This is a genomic window from Virgibacillus carmonensis (genome assembly GCF_057836705.1).
The window spans coordinates 16,147-34,381 of sequence record NZ_JBYQFJ010000024.1; the positions used below are offsets into that span (position 1 = coordinate 16,147).

At 37.6% G+C, this 18,235-nt stretch carries 16 protein-coding genes; 4 read left to right on the forward strand and 12 right to left on the reverse strand.

All coding sequences use genetic code 11. From position 1 onward, the window contains the following. Positions 1–84: 84 nt before the first annotated feature. The 6 genes from AC3G7N_RS15830 to AC3G7N_RS15855 form a co-directional block, all read right to left on the reverse strand. Positions 85–1,662, reverse strand: a complete 1,578-nt coding sequence (locus AC3G7N_RS15830; RefSeq protein WP_489423131.1) for an FMN-binding glutamate synthase family protein — start codon at positions 1,660–1,662, stop codon at positions 85–87. 36 nt (positions 1,663–1,698) lie between these two features. Then, entirely contained in the window at positions 1,699–2,274 is a 576-nt protein-coding gene (locus AC3G7N_RS15835) for a cytochrome c oxidase subunit 3 (protein WP_489423132.1), read from the reverse strand. Beyond that, positions 2,267–4,189, reverse strand: a complete 1,923-nt coding sequence (gene ctaD / locus AC3G7N_RS15840; protein WP_489423133.1) for a cytochrome c oxidase subunit I — start codon at positions 4,187–4,189, stop codon at positions 2,267–2,269. The genes AC3G7N_RS15835 and ctaD overlap by 8 nt, the downstream gene beginning before the upstream one ends. Before the next feature lie 54 nt (positions 4,190–4,243). After that, a complete protein-coding gene (gene coxB, locus AC3G7N_RS15845) occupies positions 4,244–4,933 on the reverse strand; it encodes a cytochrome c oxidase subunit II (protein ID WP_489423134.1) in 690 nt (229 codons plus the stop codon). A 343-nt stretch (positions 4,934–5,276) separates the two neighbouring features. Further along, complete coding sequence (locus tag AC3G7N_RS15850) at positions 5,277–5,579, reverse strand: phasin family protein (protein ID WP_489423135.1); 303 nt, start codon at positions 5,577–5,579, stop codon at positions 5,277–5,279. A 13-nt stretch (positions 5,580–5,592) separates the two neighbouring features. Continuing rightward, positions 5,593–7,122, reverse strand: a complete 1,530-nt coding sequence (locus AC3G7N_RS15855) for an ABC1 kinase family protein (RefSeq protein WP_489423136.1) — start codon at positions 7,120–7,122, stop codon at positions 5,593–5,595. A gap of 326 nt (positions 7,123–7,448) precedes the next feature. Here AC3G7N_RS15855 and AC3G7N_RS15860 point away from each other — a divergent pair, with 326 nt between their 5' ends. Next, the gene (locus AC3G7N_RS15860) at positions 7,449–9,569 is read left to right on the forward strand and encodes a choice-of-anchor J domain-containing protein (RefSeq protein WP_489423137.1); all 2,121 of its coding nucleotides are present in this window, start codon (positions 7,449–7,451) and stop codon (positions 9,567–9,569) included. A gap of 228 nt (positions 9,570–9,797) precedes the next feature. Beyond that, on the forward strand, positions 9,798–11,144 hold the full coding sequence (locus AC3G7N_RS15865; RefSeq protein ID WP_489423138.1) for a YjiH family protein: 1,347 nt from the start codon (positions 9,798–9,800) through the stop codon (positions 11,142–11,144). Positions 11,145–11,568: 424 nt separating this feature from the next. Here the strand turns inward: AC3G7N_RS15865 and AC3G7N_RS15870 are convergent, their stop codons facing one another. The 5 genes from AC3G7N_RS15870 to AC3G7N_RS15890 form a co-directional block, all read right to left on the reverse strand. Beyond that, entirely contained in the window at positions 11,569–12,396 is an 828-nt protein-coding gene (locus tag AC3G7N_RS15870) for a sugar nucleotide-binding protein (RefSeq protein ID WP_489423139.1), read from the reverse strand. A gap of 48 nt (positions 12,397–12,444) precedes the next feature. Further along, positions 12,445–13,494 (reverse strand): acyltransferase family protein, encoded by a 1,050-nt coding sequence (locus tag AC3G7N_RS15875; protein ID WP_489423140.1) that lies wholly within the window; start codon positions 13,492–13,494, stop codon positions 12,445–12,447. A gap of 353 nt (positions 13,495–13,847) precedes the next feature. Next, positions 13,848–15,242: an L-cystine transporter gene (locus AC3G7N_RS15880; RefSeq protein WP_489423141.1), complete on the reverse strand. Its 1,395-nt coding sequence runs from the start codon at positions 15,240–15,242 to the stop codon at positions 13,848–13,850. A gap of 135 nt (positions 15,243–15,377) precedes the next feature. Beyond that, the gene (locus AC3G7N_RS15885; RefSeq protein ID WP_489423142.1) at positions 15,378–15,983 is read right to left on the reverse strand and encodes a flavin reductase family protein; all 606 of its coding nucleotides are present in this window, start codon (positions 15,981–15,983) and stop codon (positions 15,378–15,380) included. A 29-nt stretch (positions 15,984–16,012) separates the two neighbouring features. Further along, the gene (locus AC3G7N_RS15890; protein ID WP_489423143.1) at positions 16,013–16,453 is read right to left on the reverse strand and encodes an OsmC family protein; all 441 of its coding nucleotides are present in this window, start codon (positions 16,451–16,453) and stop codon (positions 16,013–16,015) included. A gap of 191 nt (positions 16,454–16,644) precedes the next feature. On the opposite strand from AC3G7N_RS15890, the gene AC3G7N_RS15895 reads away from it, so the two are divergent. Further along, positions 16,645–17,334: a Na-translocating system protein MpsC family protein gene (locus tag AC3G7N_RS15895; RefSeq protein ID WP_489423144.1), complete on the forward strand. Its 690-nt coding sequence runs from the start codon at positions 16,645–16,647 to the stop codon at positions 17,332–17,334. Between the two features lie 245 nt (positions 17,335–17,579). Then, positions 17,580–17,750, forward strand: coding sequence for a hypothetical protein (locus AC3G7N_RS15900; RefSeq protein WP_489423145.1), 171 nt, complete (start codon positions 17,580–17,582; stop codon positions 17,748–17,750). A 38-nt stretch (positions 17,751–17,788) separates the two neighbouring features. On the opposite strand, the gene AC3G7N_RS15905 is transcribed toward AC3G7N_RS15900, so the two are convergent. After that, positions 17,789–18,148, reverse strand: a complete 360-nt coding sequence (locus AC3G7N_RS15905) for a DUF488 domain-containing protein (RefSeq protein WP_489423146.1) — start codon at positions 18,146–18,148, stop codon at positions 17,789–17,791. Between the last annotated feature and the right edge of the window lie 87 nt (positions 18,149–18,235).

Sequence of the window (18,235 nt, forward strand, 5' to 3'; positions counted from 1 at the left end):
ATTGTACATCGAAATTTAGAATCAATCAATATAAAAAATTAAAAATTTGCCAAATATACAGAAAACAATATAAATCGACATAATTCATTTACTTGTATGCGAATAATTCATCACTTTGTATGCTTTATTTAGCCGATCTTTATAGGCAATATGCTTTCGCGAGAATTTCGTTGGACTATCGATTCCTGCAACTGCAGCCATTTCGAAGACTCCTTCGCGTAAAGCTATTAAGTAATTACAAACGCGGTATTTTTTCTCTTCGACGCTTAACGCTTTTTGCAATTCAGGATTTGTTGTGGTCACACCAACTGGACAATTATTTGTATGACAAACCTGTGCCATAATACATCCAACAGATAACATAAATCCGCGAGCAATGTTAATCATATCTGCACCCAAGGAAAGTGCCATTGCAATCTTATCTGGCGATACCAATTGGCCTGACGCTATAATTTTTGTGCGATCGCGCAATCCATACTTTTTAAGTAAATCATCAAGTAGCGGTAATGCAGCATATGTCGGTAAACCAACTGATTCTGCTAATTCATAATAAGTTGCACCAGAACCGCCATTACCTCCGTCAACTGTTAGGAAGTCTGGAACAATATCAAGTTCCTCCATCGCTTTAACATAGCTTTCTGCTTGTGCTTCATCACCAACGACTATTTTTGTCCCAACAGGCTTTCCCCCAATATCACGCAGTTTATCAAGGAATTCTAGTAAGCCTTTTGCATCGGTAAATTCATGGAACCGGTTGGGACTGTTAATCGTCTTCCAGGCTTCCACATTACGAATTTCTGCAATTTCCTCCGTCACTTTTTTCCCTTCAACGTGTCCACCACGTTGCTTTGCACCTTGAGCAAGTTTAAGTTCGAATGCTTTTACCTGATCTATGTCGCTTTTCTTTTTAAAAAGTTCCAGGGAAAACTCGCCATCTTTTGTTCGAACACCAAATAAACCTGCACTAATCTGCATAATGATATCGACATCACCTTTTTGGTGGTAAGGAGAAATGCTTCCTTCACCTGTATTCATCCATGTTCCTCCAGCCATGCCAAGTCCTTTTGAAAGAGCTGTTATCGCATGGTCGCCTAGTGAACCAAAGCTCATTGCGGATTGGCCGATCAGTCCTTTAACTTTAAATGGATTTTTAACAGTATGTTTACCAAGAATAATTGCATCATCATCCGTTAAATAAAAAGGATTGAGTATGTCTTCATCATGGTGTTCTTTGCGACTAAATAATTTTTCATTGTCTATTTTATACAGACAGGTCTTGATTTTCGGTTCTTGATCTATCTTCATTTCCTCTCGCTGACTAGGAAACATGTTATTTACAATATAAAAGCCTTCTTCTTTAAAATCACGTTCTGAACCATACCCGATCATTCTATTATTATATTTGGCAGACTTATATACGAAATCAAACTCTCTCCTGTTGAAAGGCTTACCCTCATTATCATTGTTGAACAGATATTGACGCAGCTCTGGCCCGATTTTTTCTGTAATATACCTAATCTTTCCTAATACTGGATAATTTCGAAGGATAGAGTGTTCCTTTTGTTTAGAATCATGGGTATAGACACGCAAAAAAGTAACTAGTGGTACAAGGACTATCAACACTATAATTACAATTAAGGTAATTAATAAACCAGTGGACATCTACCTCTCCCCCTTCTTTGTCTAATTTATATGCCTTTAAACTAGATACGGCAGGTAAACGATTATGATAATAAATATCCAAATAACATCAACAAAGTGCCAGTAGTACTGGAAGATTTTCTGCTTTTCTATATATAGAGCATATGGCATATTCATCCGCTTATATTGGGTCAGCAGGAGAATCATCCAACAAATGCCAAAAGTAACATGGGCGGCATGTAGTCCAACAAGTACATAGAACGAAGACATAAACACGTTCGCCGTTAACCCGTTACCCTCCATCACATAGTTATAAAATTCATGGATTTCCATACCTAAAAATGTAAGACCGAACAGCAATGTAGTCACAAGCCCGCTCACAACCTTCAATCCCTGGCGTTTATCTAGTCCCATTTCTGCAAGTAATAACGTTCCACTACTGGAAAGCAAAAAGACAGATGATAGCACTACCGTTTTCACATCAAATATTTCATGTGGATTCGGATAGATAGGAGGTGGCGTAAATATTAAATACGTTGCAAAAAGCGTTCCAAACATTACACTTTCCACAAATAAATAGATGAAAAATCCAAGACGTTTATCGTTAAATAATGCTTCTTGATAATTATTCATCGAAGTTCGCCTCCTCCCGGTAATCCTTTTTACGTTCATCGGTTTCAGATCGAATGATGACTAATAAAAATGTACTTAAGCCTCCGAGGATCGCCAGCCAATACATGGTATAAATCATCCCAAGACTCATGATTGATAAGGAAAGAGCTATTAATAATGGTTTTATCGTATCCACTGAGATTGGAGCTGGCCTTACGTTTCTCGTTGTTTCTAGTTTTCGCCCTTCAATCTTCGCATACCAATAGGCATCCATTTCTTTGACTACAGGCATTGGATTAAATGTATGTTCTTCTGATGGTGATTGCACGGTCCACTCTAGCGTACGCGCATTCCACGGGTCATTACCAACTTTCTTTCCATATTTATGTGTTTTATAAACATTCCAAGCAACGAACAGCATACTACTACCCATAATGAACGCACCAATTGTACTGATTAAATTTAAGGTGAACAATGAATCACCATAACCATAGGTGTACACACGGCGTGGCATACCTTGAAGGCCTGTAATGTGCATTGGTAAGAATGTCATATGGAAACCGATAAGAAATAACCAGAAATGCCATTTACCAAGCGTTTCGTCAAGCACCTTTCCAGTAAATTTAGGATACCAATAATAGAGCCCTGCAAAAATCCCTAAGATTGTTGACCCAATAATTGTGTAGTGGAAATGGGCTACAACAAAATGCGTGTCATGGTACTGGAAGTCAGCGGCAGCAACAGAAAGCATCACGCCTGTTACACCGCCCATAACAAATGTAGGAATAAATCCTAATGAAAACAGCATTGGAGTTGTTATTCGAATAACCCCTCCACGCATCGTAAACAACCAGTTAAATATTTTGATACCGGTTGGAACTGCAATTAACATGGTAGTAATCGCAAAGAATGTGTTTGCCATCGGGCCAAGTCCTACGGTAAACATATGATGCGCCCAAACCATGAATCCTAGAAAACCGATTAGCGCAAGCGATAGAACCATTGCTGGATATCCAAAAATGCGTTTTTTTGAAAAGGCTGAAATTATATCGGAAAAAATACCAAACGCAGGTAAGGCCAGGATATATACTTCTGGATGTCCGAATATCCAAAATAAATGCTGCCAAAATAACGGACTTCCAACTTCTCCAGAAAAGAATCCAGTGCCAAACATGCGATCAAACATAAGTAAGTATAATCCGATTGATAAGACAGGAAACGCTACTAAAATTAAAAAAGACGTAATTAGTACAGACCATGGAAAAAGTGGCATTCTGGTAAGCTTCATGCCTGGTGCACGATGGCGCATAATCGTGACTATCATATTTATCGCTGTAAAAATGGTCCCAAGTCCAGAAATTTGTAAACTAAAGACATAGTAATCGTTCCCCACATCAGGGGTAAACGTATCGGTCGACAGCGGTGCATAGCCGGTCCAACCAGCATTTGGGGCACTGTTGAAAAAGAATGACATGTTAAATAAAATTGCCCCAGTTAAGAAAAGCCAAAAACTAACCGCATTTAAAAATGGAAACGCCAAGTCGCGCGCACCAATTTGGAGTGGAACTGCGATGTTCATTAAACCAATTAATAATGGCATAGCGACAAAGAAAATCATCATCGTTCCATGCGTGGTAAATAACTCATTATACTTATCTTGTTGAAAAACCCAAAATTCGTTGTGTGGTTTTGCTAACTGCAACCGAATTAATAACGCATCAACCCCTGCACGAAGAAAGAATAATACACCAAATAACACATACAACGTTCCAATCTTACGGTGATTGGTTGTACGCATATAGCTCCATATCAATGGTAATCTTTGCTTTCTCCATACGTATATCGCCATGAAGGTTCCTAATATAATTGTAAGAATCCACGCCGCCACAACATCTGAAGGAACAAATAGGCTACCTCCGAAAAATGGTATTGCCATTGTTTACACCCTCTTGCCTTTTAGATTGATTATGAGAATACCTAGAATGTTTTGTCACTCTTCTTCTAACCATTTTTCATAGTCCTCACTTGACACGACTTCAGTTGTAAACTGCATCTTGGTATGTTGAACCCCACAGAATTCAGCACAATGCCCTTCATACGTCCCTTTTTCAGGATTCACTATTTTATATTGGAGCTCTTTGCCAGGGAGTACATCGGTTTTACCTGCAAGACGAGGGATCCAAAATGAGTGAATAACATCAATTGACTTCAAGTGAAAAACAATCGTTTTGTTAGCAGGAATTACTAGCTCATTTGTCGTTTCCTTTCCATTTTCATAACCGAATGTCCAAAAGTACTGTTGACCTGTCACATTAATATGTACAGCTTGTTCAGCTACCTCAGAAGACGAAAGGATAGGTGACTGATTATATGTAATCGATACAGTTGGGACTGCAAGAACCGCCAATAATAAAATGGCTAATGCCGTCCATGTAATTTCAAGCTTTTTATCCCCTTTCACATCTTTTGGAAGCATATTTTTATTTTGACCTGTTTCCCTGTACTTCCACACAAACCTTGCGAATAAAACAAAAACAATAAGTAACACAATCATCATCAGACCAAAGCTGAACCAAATTAAAAAAGCCTGATCCTGTCCTGTCTCACTTTTCGCATCTAAGACGGCTATGTCACAGCCTGCTAAAAGTAAAAGTATTGGAATTGTAAACAGTTTTTTCATAGAAACCATCAGCCTTTACTTGAAAAATGATAGTAATAGACTTATTTCCCGTAAACTATATTATTAAACATAAGTTACATAGGCTGTTTTCTAAGAGATTGTTGTTTTTGCCGTAAAATCGGGTAAACTACTATAGTGCGGCAACGCCCGAAGCGAAAGTACAACGTCATGCCAGCGTAGTGTATTTCCGGAGCGGTATGTTCTGGCACAATTTTTCGCAAGGATTGAGTAGCAACAAAACTTACGAAAAGAACCATTACATAAAACAAAGAACCCCAGCGATTGGAGTTCATTTGGTTAGTTTGAATTATTAGTAGACCTTCTTTATTTCGGATGCTTGCTCCTAGTCTTCCATCTGTAATTTTGATTCAAGCTCTGTAATTCGAGCCCGTAATTCATTAACGTCGTCTTTCGTAGCTAGTCCCAAATCCTTCGCCATCTCTTTAGTCTGTTCGTATTGCTTCGTACTCCACTCGTCTTTAGTTGATTCCCCTTTATCGAGGAAGTTTTGCATAACGGTTCTAGCTTGATCACGTGTCAATTCGTTCTTCTCAACCAATTCCTTAAGCTTTTTGTCCAATCTTTCCTTACTGCTAACTGCAGCACCCAAGCCTAATAAAAATCCTTTTTTTAAAAAATCACTCATCACTCATAACCTCCTATTTTCTCGATCCTATCATCTGGAAATGCTTTATTAAAAAAACAACTAACGTAATGGAAAAGACACCAGTTAGTAGATAACCAATAGCCTCGTGCGCATATAGACCTACATATATTCCTCCTACCATCAAGATAAAGCTAAATAACTCTACAAGTATATAAAAATGGTGCAAAAGCTTGATTTGTTGTTTTTCTTTCTCCCATTCTCTATCCTTTTCCCCACTTTCCAACCATTTTAACATGGCTTTTGGTAAAGATAGAATTGGTTTTGCTGAATCCTTTGCAACTTGTACATAAATAGAATCTGTGAAACTCTTACCACCAATCCATTGCTTGACTTTAGGCTTTGCCCACTTTTCGATATCCACATCTGGATAAAAACTGACTAATAAACCGAAGACAATCGAAATCGCTCTTCCTAAATATGCATAATCTGCTGAAAGTTGAATTGGTTGATCTTTTACGAGCAGCCGAATATCTTCCTTTATCGTTTCCATTGTATGTGTGTTCATATGGGTAAATGATCCATTTTGGTACATTTCGATTGTTTGCTTAATCGTTTTTTTCAGCTTTTCACGATTAGCATTCGGTAAGACAAAATTCATCTCATCCAGGGTTTGTACAACCTTATCATAATCATCCATAATTAGCCCTTGAATAAATTGTTTGAAATAATGGGTGTCCTGTTTTTTCACTTCACCAATCATGCCAAAATCTATGATTACAATTGTCCCATCCGATTGGATCAAAATATTTCCAGCATGTGGATCAGCATGAAAGTTACCATCGTTTAAAAATTGATCTAGGTAAAAATTAAATAGTGTTTTCGCAGTTTGCTGTATATTAATATTGTGTTTGCTCATGTACGAAAGATCCGTAATTTTCGCACCATCCATCCATTCCATAACCAGTATTTCTTTTGTACAAAGGTGTTGAACATAGCCTGGTATGTAAATAGCATCATTTGTTTTATAACGTTCTTTAAAGTAGTTACCGTACGCTAATTCCTGTTCAAAGTCTAATTCGCGGTCCATGACAAATAGTAACTCACGATATAATGAATTTAAATCTGCCTTCTTGCCAAAGCTTGTCAAAATTTTTATCATCCAGAATACGAGTTTCATAGCTTTAAAGTCCATATGAAAAATATCGCGCACCCGGTATCGCTGTACCTTGACTGCAACCTCTTGCCCATTCTTTAACTTCGCTTTATAAACTTGTCCAATTGAAGCAGATGCCACAGGTTCCTCGTTTAATTCGAGTAAATGGTTGGTGATGTCCCCGTCCCACTCTTTTTCCATTAGCGATTTTGCATATGAAAATGAAGATGGCGGCACACGGTCAACGAGTCCCGTTAATTCTTGTATGAAAACATCGGGCATAAAGTCTGATCTGGTGCTTAAAAACTGTCCAACCTTTATTAATACCCCACCAAGTTTAACGGCAGTTTTTCGATACTCTCTTGCTTGCTTCTTTACTAGTGTGTTCCACTTTCTCCTCGTTTGTTCATCCCAAATATGATGCCTCATATGAAAGAAAGAAATCTGAGTTATAAATTTAAATGTCATCCAAACTATAACCGTACACCGGTATATAACATTAAATCTCATATCCACATTAACACCTCGCCATACTTTACCCTTAATAGGTATGTTTTAAAACAACGAACATTCCAATGAAACCATATTTGTGAGCTGTTGTCGAAAAGCTAGACTTTGTACCTATGTAATCGCAAAGATTGTCGGGAAAATAAGCCGAATTCACTGTTCTAAATCTTTTGAAAATATCCAACTATTTGTTTATACTTAGAATGTGGCGCGTCTTATACGTTTTTTAAAAATTGGGGAGGTTCAATATGAAGAAACTGGTAGCGTTAACATCTACATTAGGTTTAGCATTATCGTTAGTTTTACCTACTGCATCTTTTGCAGAAACCGGCACAGGGGACACCATAGAAAATTGGGACAAGGAACGATATGGTGATGTGCAAGATATTACTTCTGAATTGAATAAGTTATCAAAAGATGAAGCGTTCAAAAAAGAAGCAAAAGAAAAAATTAAAGAAGCTGCAGAAGGCCTTCAATTTGATGGTGAAGAAGACGACAATACAAGCACAGCAGCAGATTCACATTTCACCTTTGATGGCGGTACGAAACAATTTCTAGATAGAAATCTCGCATTCCAATCATATACACTACGCAGCGTGGGAGAAAACGTGGAAATTTGGGTAGCAAATGATTTAAGCTTCCCAGAAGGAGACCCGCGTCCACCACAAGTGGTAACACAGGAACAGGTTGACAAGCTCGCTGCTGAATTTGACTCCAATATTTACCCTACAGTGACTGGATTCTTTGGTACACCAGATTCTTTAGACGGTAACAATGCTGCTTTAGAAGATTTAGGTCTAGTACCTGAAGGATATTATGATACTGGTAACGACAAGGTACAGATGCTAGTAAGTAATATTCCTGACGATAATTATACTGATCCAACGTATCCATTTTTCGTTGCAGGATTCTTCTGGCAAACACTTGAAATGTACACAGATAGAAACATTATTTCCATTGACTCAAATAATTGGGAAGAACGTTTGGAAGGTACATTCTACAGTACAACTATTCATGAGATGCAGCATTTAATTCACGCTGATAATGACGGTGATGAGACTTCTTGGTTAAACGAAGGGTTCTCAACATTCTCTGAGTATTTAGGTGGTTATGGTCATGATGCTGGTTCAATTAACTTCCTATTAGATCATCCTGAAAACTCACTTACCAACTGGGATGAGCATGTAGGTGCTGAAACTGGTCCAGAAACGATAGCTGACTATGGACTTGTTTACTTATTTACACTTTATAACTATGAACAATTCGGGCAAGACTTCATCCTTGAAGTTGCAAAAAGTCCATTAAATTCAATAGAAAGTTATAACCAGGCATACAAAGACAACGGCATTGACGAAACCTTCCAAAGTGTTTTTGAAAAGTTTGTTACCGCCGTTTTAATCGATGATGCTGACAATACTAAAGGCAAAAAAGGAATTTATGGTTTTGACTTAATTGATTTGCGTGAACTTCCTGTTGGTGATGGAGAAGTTCGTGGTAACACAGTCAATTTTGAACAAGCAAAACTATATGAAAAAGACGGTGTTCCGGCTTGGGGCGCTGATTACAAAGTATTAAACTTTGATGGTAAAATTGATAACATTACCTTTGATGGGATAGATTTCTTACCTATGAAGTGGGAGAGTGTTACAGACCCTCTTGATGAATCGAATCAAGTATTCTGGGGTAATGAAGGTCATGAAGCTGATCACAATTTGATTTTCAAGGCTGACTTAACTGGTACAAATGACGCAACTCTAACATTTGATCACTTTATCGACATTGAAGAATCATGGGATTATGGTGTAGTTCAAGTTTCTACAGACGGTAAAACATGGACTAGTCTTGAAAATGAAAATACACGTACAGATGTAGTCGAGCAAGGCTACCCGAAAATTAAGGAAAATGTTCCTGGCTTCACAGGTCATTTTGAGGATTGGCAAAGTGAGAGCTTTGACTTATCCGAATATGCTGGACAAGAAGTTTATATCTCATTTCGCTACTTAACTGACTGGGGTTACAATGACACTGGCTGGTTCGTCGATAATATTGCGGTCCCAGAAATTGGACTATCTTTCGATGGAACGAGTACGGACAGCATGATGTCAAAATCAGCGCTTCTCGAAAAATATGTTAACTATTCGGTTACTTTTGTGAATGAAGATAAGCATGGTAAATACAAAGTAATGCATGTTGATCCATTCAATGTTACAGAGGAAGATGCACTGCAATTACGTCAGTTGTTCAAGAAAGGTACAAACTATATGACAACTTGGTATGCAGCACCATCTGATCAGGTTGATCCTGTACCATTCGAGTATACTATCGAATTAAAGGACAATAACGGAAAGCATAAAGACAAAATGAAGTAATAGTTGAAGGGTCGCGCCTATACAGCCTGGCAACCAACGAACGTTGGTTGCCATTTTTATTTTATATAGTGAATTGGCAGATAATATAGTGAAATCAGCGGATATATTCCATAGAAATAGAGTTTCTGAACCCTCCCTTCACTTTATCTGTTTCTACCGTATTAAAAATGATTTTGCTATTTTCATAATTTCTCGTATAATAAAAAGAAATAGAAATGGGGGACCACGATGAATAATCAACATTACAAACTAGCAGATCATCTTAAATTTATTATCCCATCGTTACTTGGTATTTTCTTGTTTATGACACCGGTTCCAACCGATGGCGGTATGACTATCCCAATTGCGATTATGGCCAATTGGATTCAAGAACAACTTGCTGGATACCTATCGCTCATTATGATGGTGATTATTATAACTACCGCTATAGGCACAGTAATGGTAAAAATAATCGGTGGCGACAAACTGAATCGCACGCCATTTTTTAAGCAATTATTTAATGTTACTCCTTTTTGGGCGATTACACGTGTCGTTGCTGCTGTTTTTGCAGTAATGGTCTACTATAAATTAGGTTCAGTCGTAATTTATGGAGAAACCACCGGTGAATTACTTTTTGGCCTATTACATGTTTTGTTTGCTGTGTTTTTATTTGCAGGTTTATTTTTACCTTTATTAATGAACTATGGTTTACTAGATTTATTTGGCACATTAATGACCAAAATAATGCGCCCGCTATTCCGATTACCAGGCCGTTCTTCTGTTGACTCACTCGCTTCATGGATTGGTGACGGAACGATTGGGGTTTTACTGACAAGTAAACAGTATGAGGAAGGCTATTATACCAAGCGTGATGCAGCGGTTATTTCTACAACGTTTTCTGTTGTTTCCATTACCTTCACATTAGTAGTTATTGACCAAGTAGGTCTTGGGGATATGTTTGTTCAATTTTACTTGACGGTGATTGCGGCTGGACTGGTTGCTGCCTTTATCATGCCACGTATACCACCATTGTCTAAAAAAGCAAACACATATATTAATGAAGCAGAAGATGAAATGGACGAGTCTGCTCCTCCCGGTCATAACATGTTGACGTTTGGTTACAAAAAGGCACTTGATCAAGCGAAAACAGAATCAAGTGTTTTGAAGTTTTTCAAAGAAGGTGGACAAAATATTTTAGACATGTGGATGGGTGTTGCACCAATTGTTATGGCATTTGGCCTAACTGCAGTAATGATTGCAGAGTATACACCTACCTTTCAATGGCTAGGTCTACCATTCATACCATTGCTTGAACTGATGAATATTCCATTCGCTCAAGCAGCATCCGAAACAATCCTGATTGGTTTCGCTGACATGTTCTTGCCATCTATCTTGGCAGCGTCCATTGATGCAGAAATTACTCGATTTATTATTGCAGCGTTGTCTGTTACGCAATTAATTTACATGTCAGAGGTGGGTGGCTTGATACTTGGGACAAAAATCCCTGTATCCTTTGTTCAGTTATTCATCATCTTCTTACTTCGCACACTTATTTGTCTGCCTATCATTACATTGATCGCACATATGTTATTTTAGAAGCAAAAGCGGAAAACGCCCGAGTAAAGGAAGGCCGACTAAAATCGGCACGTCCTCGAAAAAAAACGCTTTTTCTTCGTGCGATGCATTTCGGGGAAGCTTTCCTTGTCCTTTGCCCACGCAACGTGGGTAGTTCGATGTTGCTCATGCTTTGTGGCGGTTTTAATCGAACTTCCTTCCGTATCAGATTAGATTCACATTGACTTATCGCCCACAAAGGCGAAAGTCAATGTGAATCTTATGGCTGTGATGAAGTGAAAAGAAACGCGAAAAGCGATTAAGGACGTTCGACTATTGCTGAACTGTTATCGCAAGAAGGTGCCGGAAAGGGTACTAGGCAATGGGCATTGAAGCTGGACATGGTTGCAGCAGATTATTATATAAAAAACCCGTCACGATTTTAAATATCGTGACGGGCTTTTTACTATCTAAACTTTTGATCGGATACTTCTTTTATTTTATCTGTTTTTAATGATGTATTTTTAGGGATTTCTGTATCTACTTCTTCTTGTTCGGAGCCCTTAATTACAAGTGATTCATCATATCCCATCAGTTGAGCAGATACCTTCATGAACTCATAAAAACTTTCCTGTTTATCTGGGCCAACGTGATAGATACCGGTTACTTCATTAAAAATCATTTCTTCCATAACATTTGTTAAGTCTTCTATATGCACAAATGTCCGAATTAAGTCATCTCGAAATTCTATAGGCTGATTGGAGCTTAAATGATACGCTAACCGATCTGTACGATCATCCAATTTCCCTACTCCATTTTCACCGTATATTGGTCCCGCCCGCAATACGACGTAATTGGAAAACTCTTTATCGATTAACCGTTCTGCTTTAACTTTTGCATTAGTATAGTTACTAAAACTATGGTCATCCGGTAAATTGGACAGTGGATCATCTTCACTATACGGTCCATCACCATGAGAAAAAACGAAATCTGATGACATATAAACCAGTTTAGTCTGTGGTGTAAGATGTGCCAACAAGTGCATTAGACCTTGGTCTGTAATCTTGTGTTCATTTGGTCCACTCATCACTGCCCATACAACCACATCAGGCTTTTCTTTTTTAAAAAAGTTTGAGAAGGATTCTGGTTCATTCACGTCCAACTTATACAGTTCATCTAATAAAGCTGGTTCATTCAGGTACGTTCCAACGACAGTTGCTTCTGGTGCATGTTTTAACCTTTCGTATATAGAAGCTCCTACATATCCACTAGCACCAAATACACAAATTTTCATCTTAATCACCTTCCTGTTTTCCGTTTATCCAGCTTCAGCGCCCATTGCCTAGTGCCCCTCCGCTTTTTCTTTTTTCGTGTGAAGGTTCTGGTTGTGCTGATTCTTTTTGTTGGAATAACCAAATTGACTCCTCATTATAGATGCTTTCCCTTCAATGATAGGTTGTGAAACCACCTGAACTGGTTTACTAGATAATAATAGTACAATCGTTGCAGCAATTACTGCTAACCCAACTAAATCAATTACACCATTTACTTCAAATAAATTTGTTTCGCGAAAAAATTGTACAAAAAATCCATGAAGTAAATACACATAAAGTGTTTGAGTTCCGAATCGTGTAAGCATATTTTCTTTTGATGGAACCCAAGCTAATACGCTCATCGCCATCATTGCCGCAGTAACGTATACGAGTAATCGAGCTACTATACCTAATTCTGGTAATCCTAAATCAATATATGACTCTGAAGCTAATAACCATCCAGAATTAAAATCTGGTGCGATAAATATAGCAACAGCGACAAATGTCATTACGATAACGGAAGCGAAGCGCATACTCTTTCTTTTCAAAAACATCACATGATCTTTTGTTAACCAATACCCAATTAAGAAAAACGGAAAAAACACAAAAGTACGAGATAAACTAAATGTGTGTCCGATTTCACCAAAATAGCCAACAAGTAATCCAATGCCTATAGCGACAGACATACTTAGCATGGCTGGCATCTTTTTGAAAAAGTAGAGCAACAGGTGCCAGCTAAACAAACTGAATAAAAACCATAATGACCAATGTGGATAGAAAATACCTGTGTGCCAGTCACTTTGACCCAAAAACAAATAGTATCCTGAATACAATGCTTGGAAAATTAAATATGGCAATAACAGTTTTTTAGCTAAATTCTTGATATATTTTTTACTCCCTAGTCCTTTTGCAAAAAAACCTGCCAGAAAAATAAATGCAGGCATGTGGAACGTATATATCCACATATATAATGTGTTAATTCCATGTGATCCATTCGTAAATGGCTGAATCATATGACCAAATACTACTAAAAATATAAGAGCTAATTTCGCATTATCAAAATATGCTGTTCTTTCCATTAAACTCATTCCTTTTAAGTTAATATTACCGTGTAAAACCAATATACCCGTTTCTTAAAAGAAATACGTGTGTAAAATGTCGATTTCATAAGGTTGTTAAACAATTGTAAATGAAATGAAACAAAGATATCCAAGCGTAATACTTGTCATAAATAAAGGCTTTTTTCGTATTCCCTGAAAAGGCATCGCACACAAAAAAAGTTTTTTTTTTCAAGGAAGCGGTTTTTGCTTCTGAGGAAGCTGAAGCGTTGCCACACTATCGTAGTTTATTGATTTTGTGGCTAAACAATATTTTAGAAAACAGCCTAAATAAAAAAAGGCCACCTCCATAAAGGAAGCGACCCCTTGTGTATTTATAGCGAAGTATCTTTTTCTATCGCTGTTTCATCATTAAACGTTTTTATGTTCAACTTCTTTAATATCCGGGATGTTAATGTTCCAGATAAAATAGAATCGTTCACATTAAGTGCTGTACGACCCATATCGATTAACGCTTCAATAGAAATGAGAAGTCCTGCTAACGCTACAGGCAAATTCATTGAAGATAGAACGATTAATGCCGCAAAAGTCGCACCACCACCAACACCTGCTATACCAAATGAACTGATGCCAATAATCAATACCAGCTGCAAAATAAATCCTGGTGTTAACGGGTCGATTCCAACAGTTGGTGCGATCATCACCGCTAACATTGCTGGATAAATACCAGCACATCCGTTTTGCCCAATTGTTGCACCAAATGATGCTGACATATTTGCAATTCCCTGATCCACACCAAGCGAATTCTTTTGCGTTTGAATGGTTAATGGGATGGTTCCTGCACTAGATCGGGATGTGAATGCAAAGCTTAATACAGGCAAAACCTTTTTCAGATACATCATTGGATTTAAACCAAAAACGCCAACTAATACTAAATGAATAATAAACATGACGAGCAAGGCAGCATACGAAGCAATAACGAATTTACCTAGTTCAACGATTCCACCAATATCTGTGTTCGCTACTGTGGTTGCAATCAATGCGAGTATCCCAAATGGTGTTAGTCTAAGTATCATCGTAACGATTCGCATGACTACCGCATAAATAGCATTCATCATTTTAGTGAACATTTCCGCATGTACTGGATTTTTCCGACGAACACCTAACACAGCAATCCCTACAATGATGGAGAAAATAACTACCGCAATAGTTGATGTCGGCCGATCTCCAGTCATATCTAGAAATATATTAGATGGAATAAAGGATAGAATTTTCTCTGGGGTTGATAAGTTCTCCACATCTCCTAGCCTTGACTCCAGCATTGCTCCACGATCATTCTCTGCTTGGCCTGCATTAATTTGGTCTGCGTTTAAGTTAAATAATGCCGCACTTCCAATTCCCACCAGTGCAGCTATCATTGCCGTAGAAACAAGAATACCGATAATCCATGCAGCCATTTTTCCAAGTTCCGATGACTTTTCAAGATTGATGATGGACTGAATAATCGAGACCATAATGAGTGGCACTACAATCAACATTAACAAACGAATATATCCACGTCCGACTACGTTATACCATTCAGTTGTTTCATTTAAAATATCCGATCCTGTACCATAAACAGCTTGTAGAATAGCACCTAATACAATTCCGAGCCCAAGACCAGTAAAAACGCGCTTACTAAACGAGATATGTTTCTTTTGCATATAAATTAAAAGTGTGATGATTGCTAGTAATAGCACGATGTTAAGCAAAACATATGTGAAAGTCATTGGCCTAGCCTCCTTTCCTTTATTGTCATTTAGTATATGTTCGAAAAATTAAAATTGTACCAGAAAAATTCCAAACAAAAATGGAGAAAGCCAGTCTCCTGCTTCTCCATTTTATAAACACCTATCTCCCATAATTTACTTATCCATATCCTCGTTTGGCAGTCCGTAAAATTCATGAATAAATGTGTAATCTCCAGCCATTCTTCCAACTGGTTTTAATTTTTCAGGATTCACTTTATCGTTTCCCATATACATGTCATCACTGATATGGTAACAAACCAGTCGGCCCAAGATAAGATCACTACTTCCCACTTTAATAATCTGATCTAATTGACATTCCATATTTACGGGAGCTCCAGCTACTCTGGGGACACGCACACGTTTACTTTCTCCCTTTTCAAGACCTGCTATTTCAAATTCATCCTCGTCTGGATGAAAATGCTTGCTAGTTTCATACATTTTGTTCGCCTGTGACTCTTGCACAATATTAATAACAAACTCGCCTGTCTCTCTAATATTGGTCAACGTATCCTTTTGACCGTCCTCATTTTGTCCCCCGCCAACAGAGAAACACAAAGTGACCGGATCCATTGAAGCAACCGTAAAAAAGCTGAATGGCGCTAGATTTGGCGTCCCGTTCTTATCTATTGATGAAACCCAGGCAATCGGCCTAGGCACTACGGCTCCTTTGATTAACTTGCTCATATTCCGCTCACTAAATTGTGTGTGATTAATAATCATAGCTCTCCCTCTCCCTCCACAGGTACACGTTATTCTATTGTAGGCTTGAGCTCTATCTCCACATTTCCTTGTAACGCACGTGATATCATACAGCTTTTCTCTGCTTTATTAACTAATTTCTCTAGCTTACTATAATCTTCCTTCGATGCATTTTCTGTCAAACTCACAAAAGGTTTATGGATAATTTTTTTGTAGGTGATTACCCCATTTGTAACATCCACTTTTCCATCTGATGCTAGAGACATTTCATTTAATGGAAGCTCCGCTCGTTCAATCATCGCGGCTAAGGTTATTAAATAACACGTTGCAGCAGCACCTAAAAGCATTTCATCTGGATTTGTCCCGACTCCTGGACCATCCATTTCTGGTGGAATAGAAATTTTCGTTTTCAAATTCCCGGCTTCTATATATCCTTCACTATTTCGCCCGCCTGGCCAGCTTGCTTTAAGTTCAAAAAGATGTTCCGCCATACTATCACCTCTTTCTATGTCCATTCTATCCTAAAATTTTCAATAAATTAAATGAAAGACAATACACTGGACTATTTTTTCTGTTTTATTGAAAAAAATGCTTTTTCAGAATCCTGTTGAGTGCTATAATTTACAATAGGGAAAGCAACATAATGTGCTCTCCTCCATGCACTGTTAAAAGGATGAAGACTTTGGAAAAGAAAACAATTGAAGCAGATATAGCAAGCTACGTTGGTAAGTTATTTCGCGATAACTTTGGGAAAGGCCCAGGCTCGATTTATGTATCAGTCGCCAAACCATTTGTGACTATCCATTTACGTGATTTCCTAGCACCAATGGAACACGTATTCATTAATCAAAAAGAGGATCTAAAAGTTCAAGAAACACGTGATATAGTAATGCAAGAACTTATTCCTGAAATCAAAGACCAATTAAAAACCATTTTAAATCTCGATATTGAAAACATCTACTATGATTGGTCATTAGTCAACAAAACAGGTCTTATTTTAGCTGTTGAAAATACAATTGAATTACATGCAGATCCGAATTATCTTAACTATCCTGCAAAAGAAAAAGTTCACGAGGAAATCGCGCGCTTTACTAAAAAGGCACAAAAAGAACCGAAAAACATTGAATCCTTTATGCTTAATTCTAGAACTTTGGTATCTGTACGCGAGGACATACTTGTTCGAATTGAAAAAGAATTAATTAAATCAGGATTTGGCGAGCAACTGAAGCTATCTAAAAGGGGCCTTGAAAAAGATATACTTAACACCGATTTTCTAGAATCTATTTTAGATGCTGAAATAGAGGATGCTTTCGTTGATTGGGATTTTAATTTAGATAAAGGTTTTCTCATATTAGTTTTAAAAGATTTCTAAACACATGGGTGGAAATGTCTGGACAATAGAGCTAAGACATAAGCCGAAAAGGATTAATCCCCTTTTCACTTTTTTATTAAAGGCTCTTTTCTTCAGTTTTGTTGCTATTTAACCCTTACGAAAAATTGTGTCATACCGTACCGCACTATCGTAGTTTATTGATTTTGTGGCAAAAACAACAATCTTTTAGAAAACAGCCTTATTAAAAAACTGATCATTCAGTAACATCTATAAGGAGTAGGTACATGTACAAGATAATAGGTATAGGAAAAAATGACATTCGAATTGAACTAGCAAACGAAAAAGAAGTGATAACTTTCCCATCTCAGGAAGACGCACAAACCTTTATCAACAAATTAACCCGCGAAGGTGAGATTACCGATGGTTATCAATTAGTTGTTGAAAAAATAAACTAGTAGAAGAACTCCACCAACTCAATCTTGGTGGAGTTCTTTTATTGGTGATCCAATATTTCCTTTAAGACACTTGCCTGGTTGTACCTTTCTTCTTTAGATCCATATAAAAGGGTAACATTTTTATCCTGTTTTTTAGTAATATCCTTTAGTTCCTGGAGAGCTCCCTGTTGATCACCATCCTGTAATTCTTTCTTATACTTCTGTTTAAAATCTTCATATTTGTCAGGATCATGACTAAACCATTTGCGTAAATCACTTGATGGTCCGATCTCCTTAATCCAGTGATCGAGCTTAGCATCCTCTTTTGACATTCCACGTGGCCACACACGATCTACTAAGAGACGTACCCCATCAGATTCTACCTGATCTTCATAAACCCGTTTCATGTTTACTGGCATTAAATTAAACCTCCTAATATATTGTCTATTACTCAATACCCTTGTTTCTAAAAATGAAGCAACCAACATCAAATCGATGCTGATTGC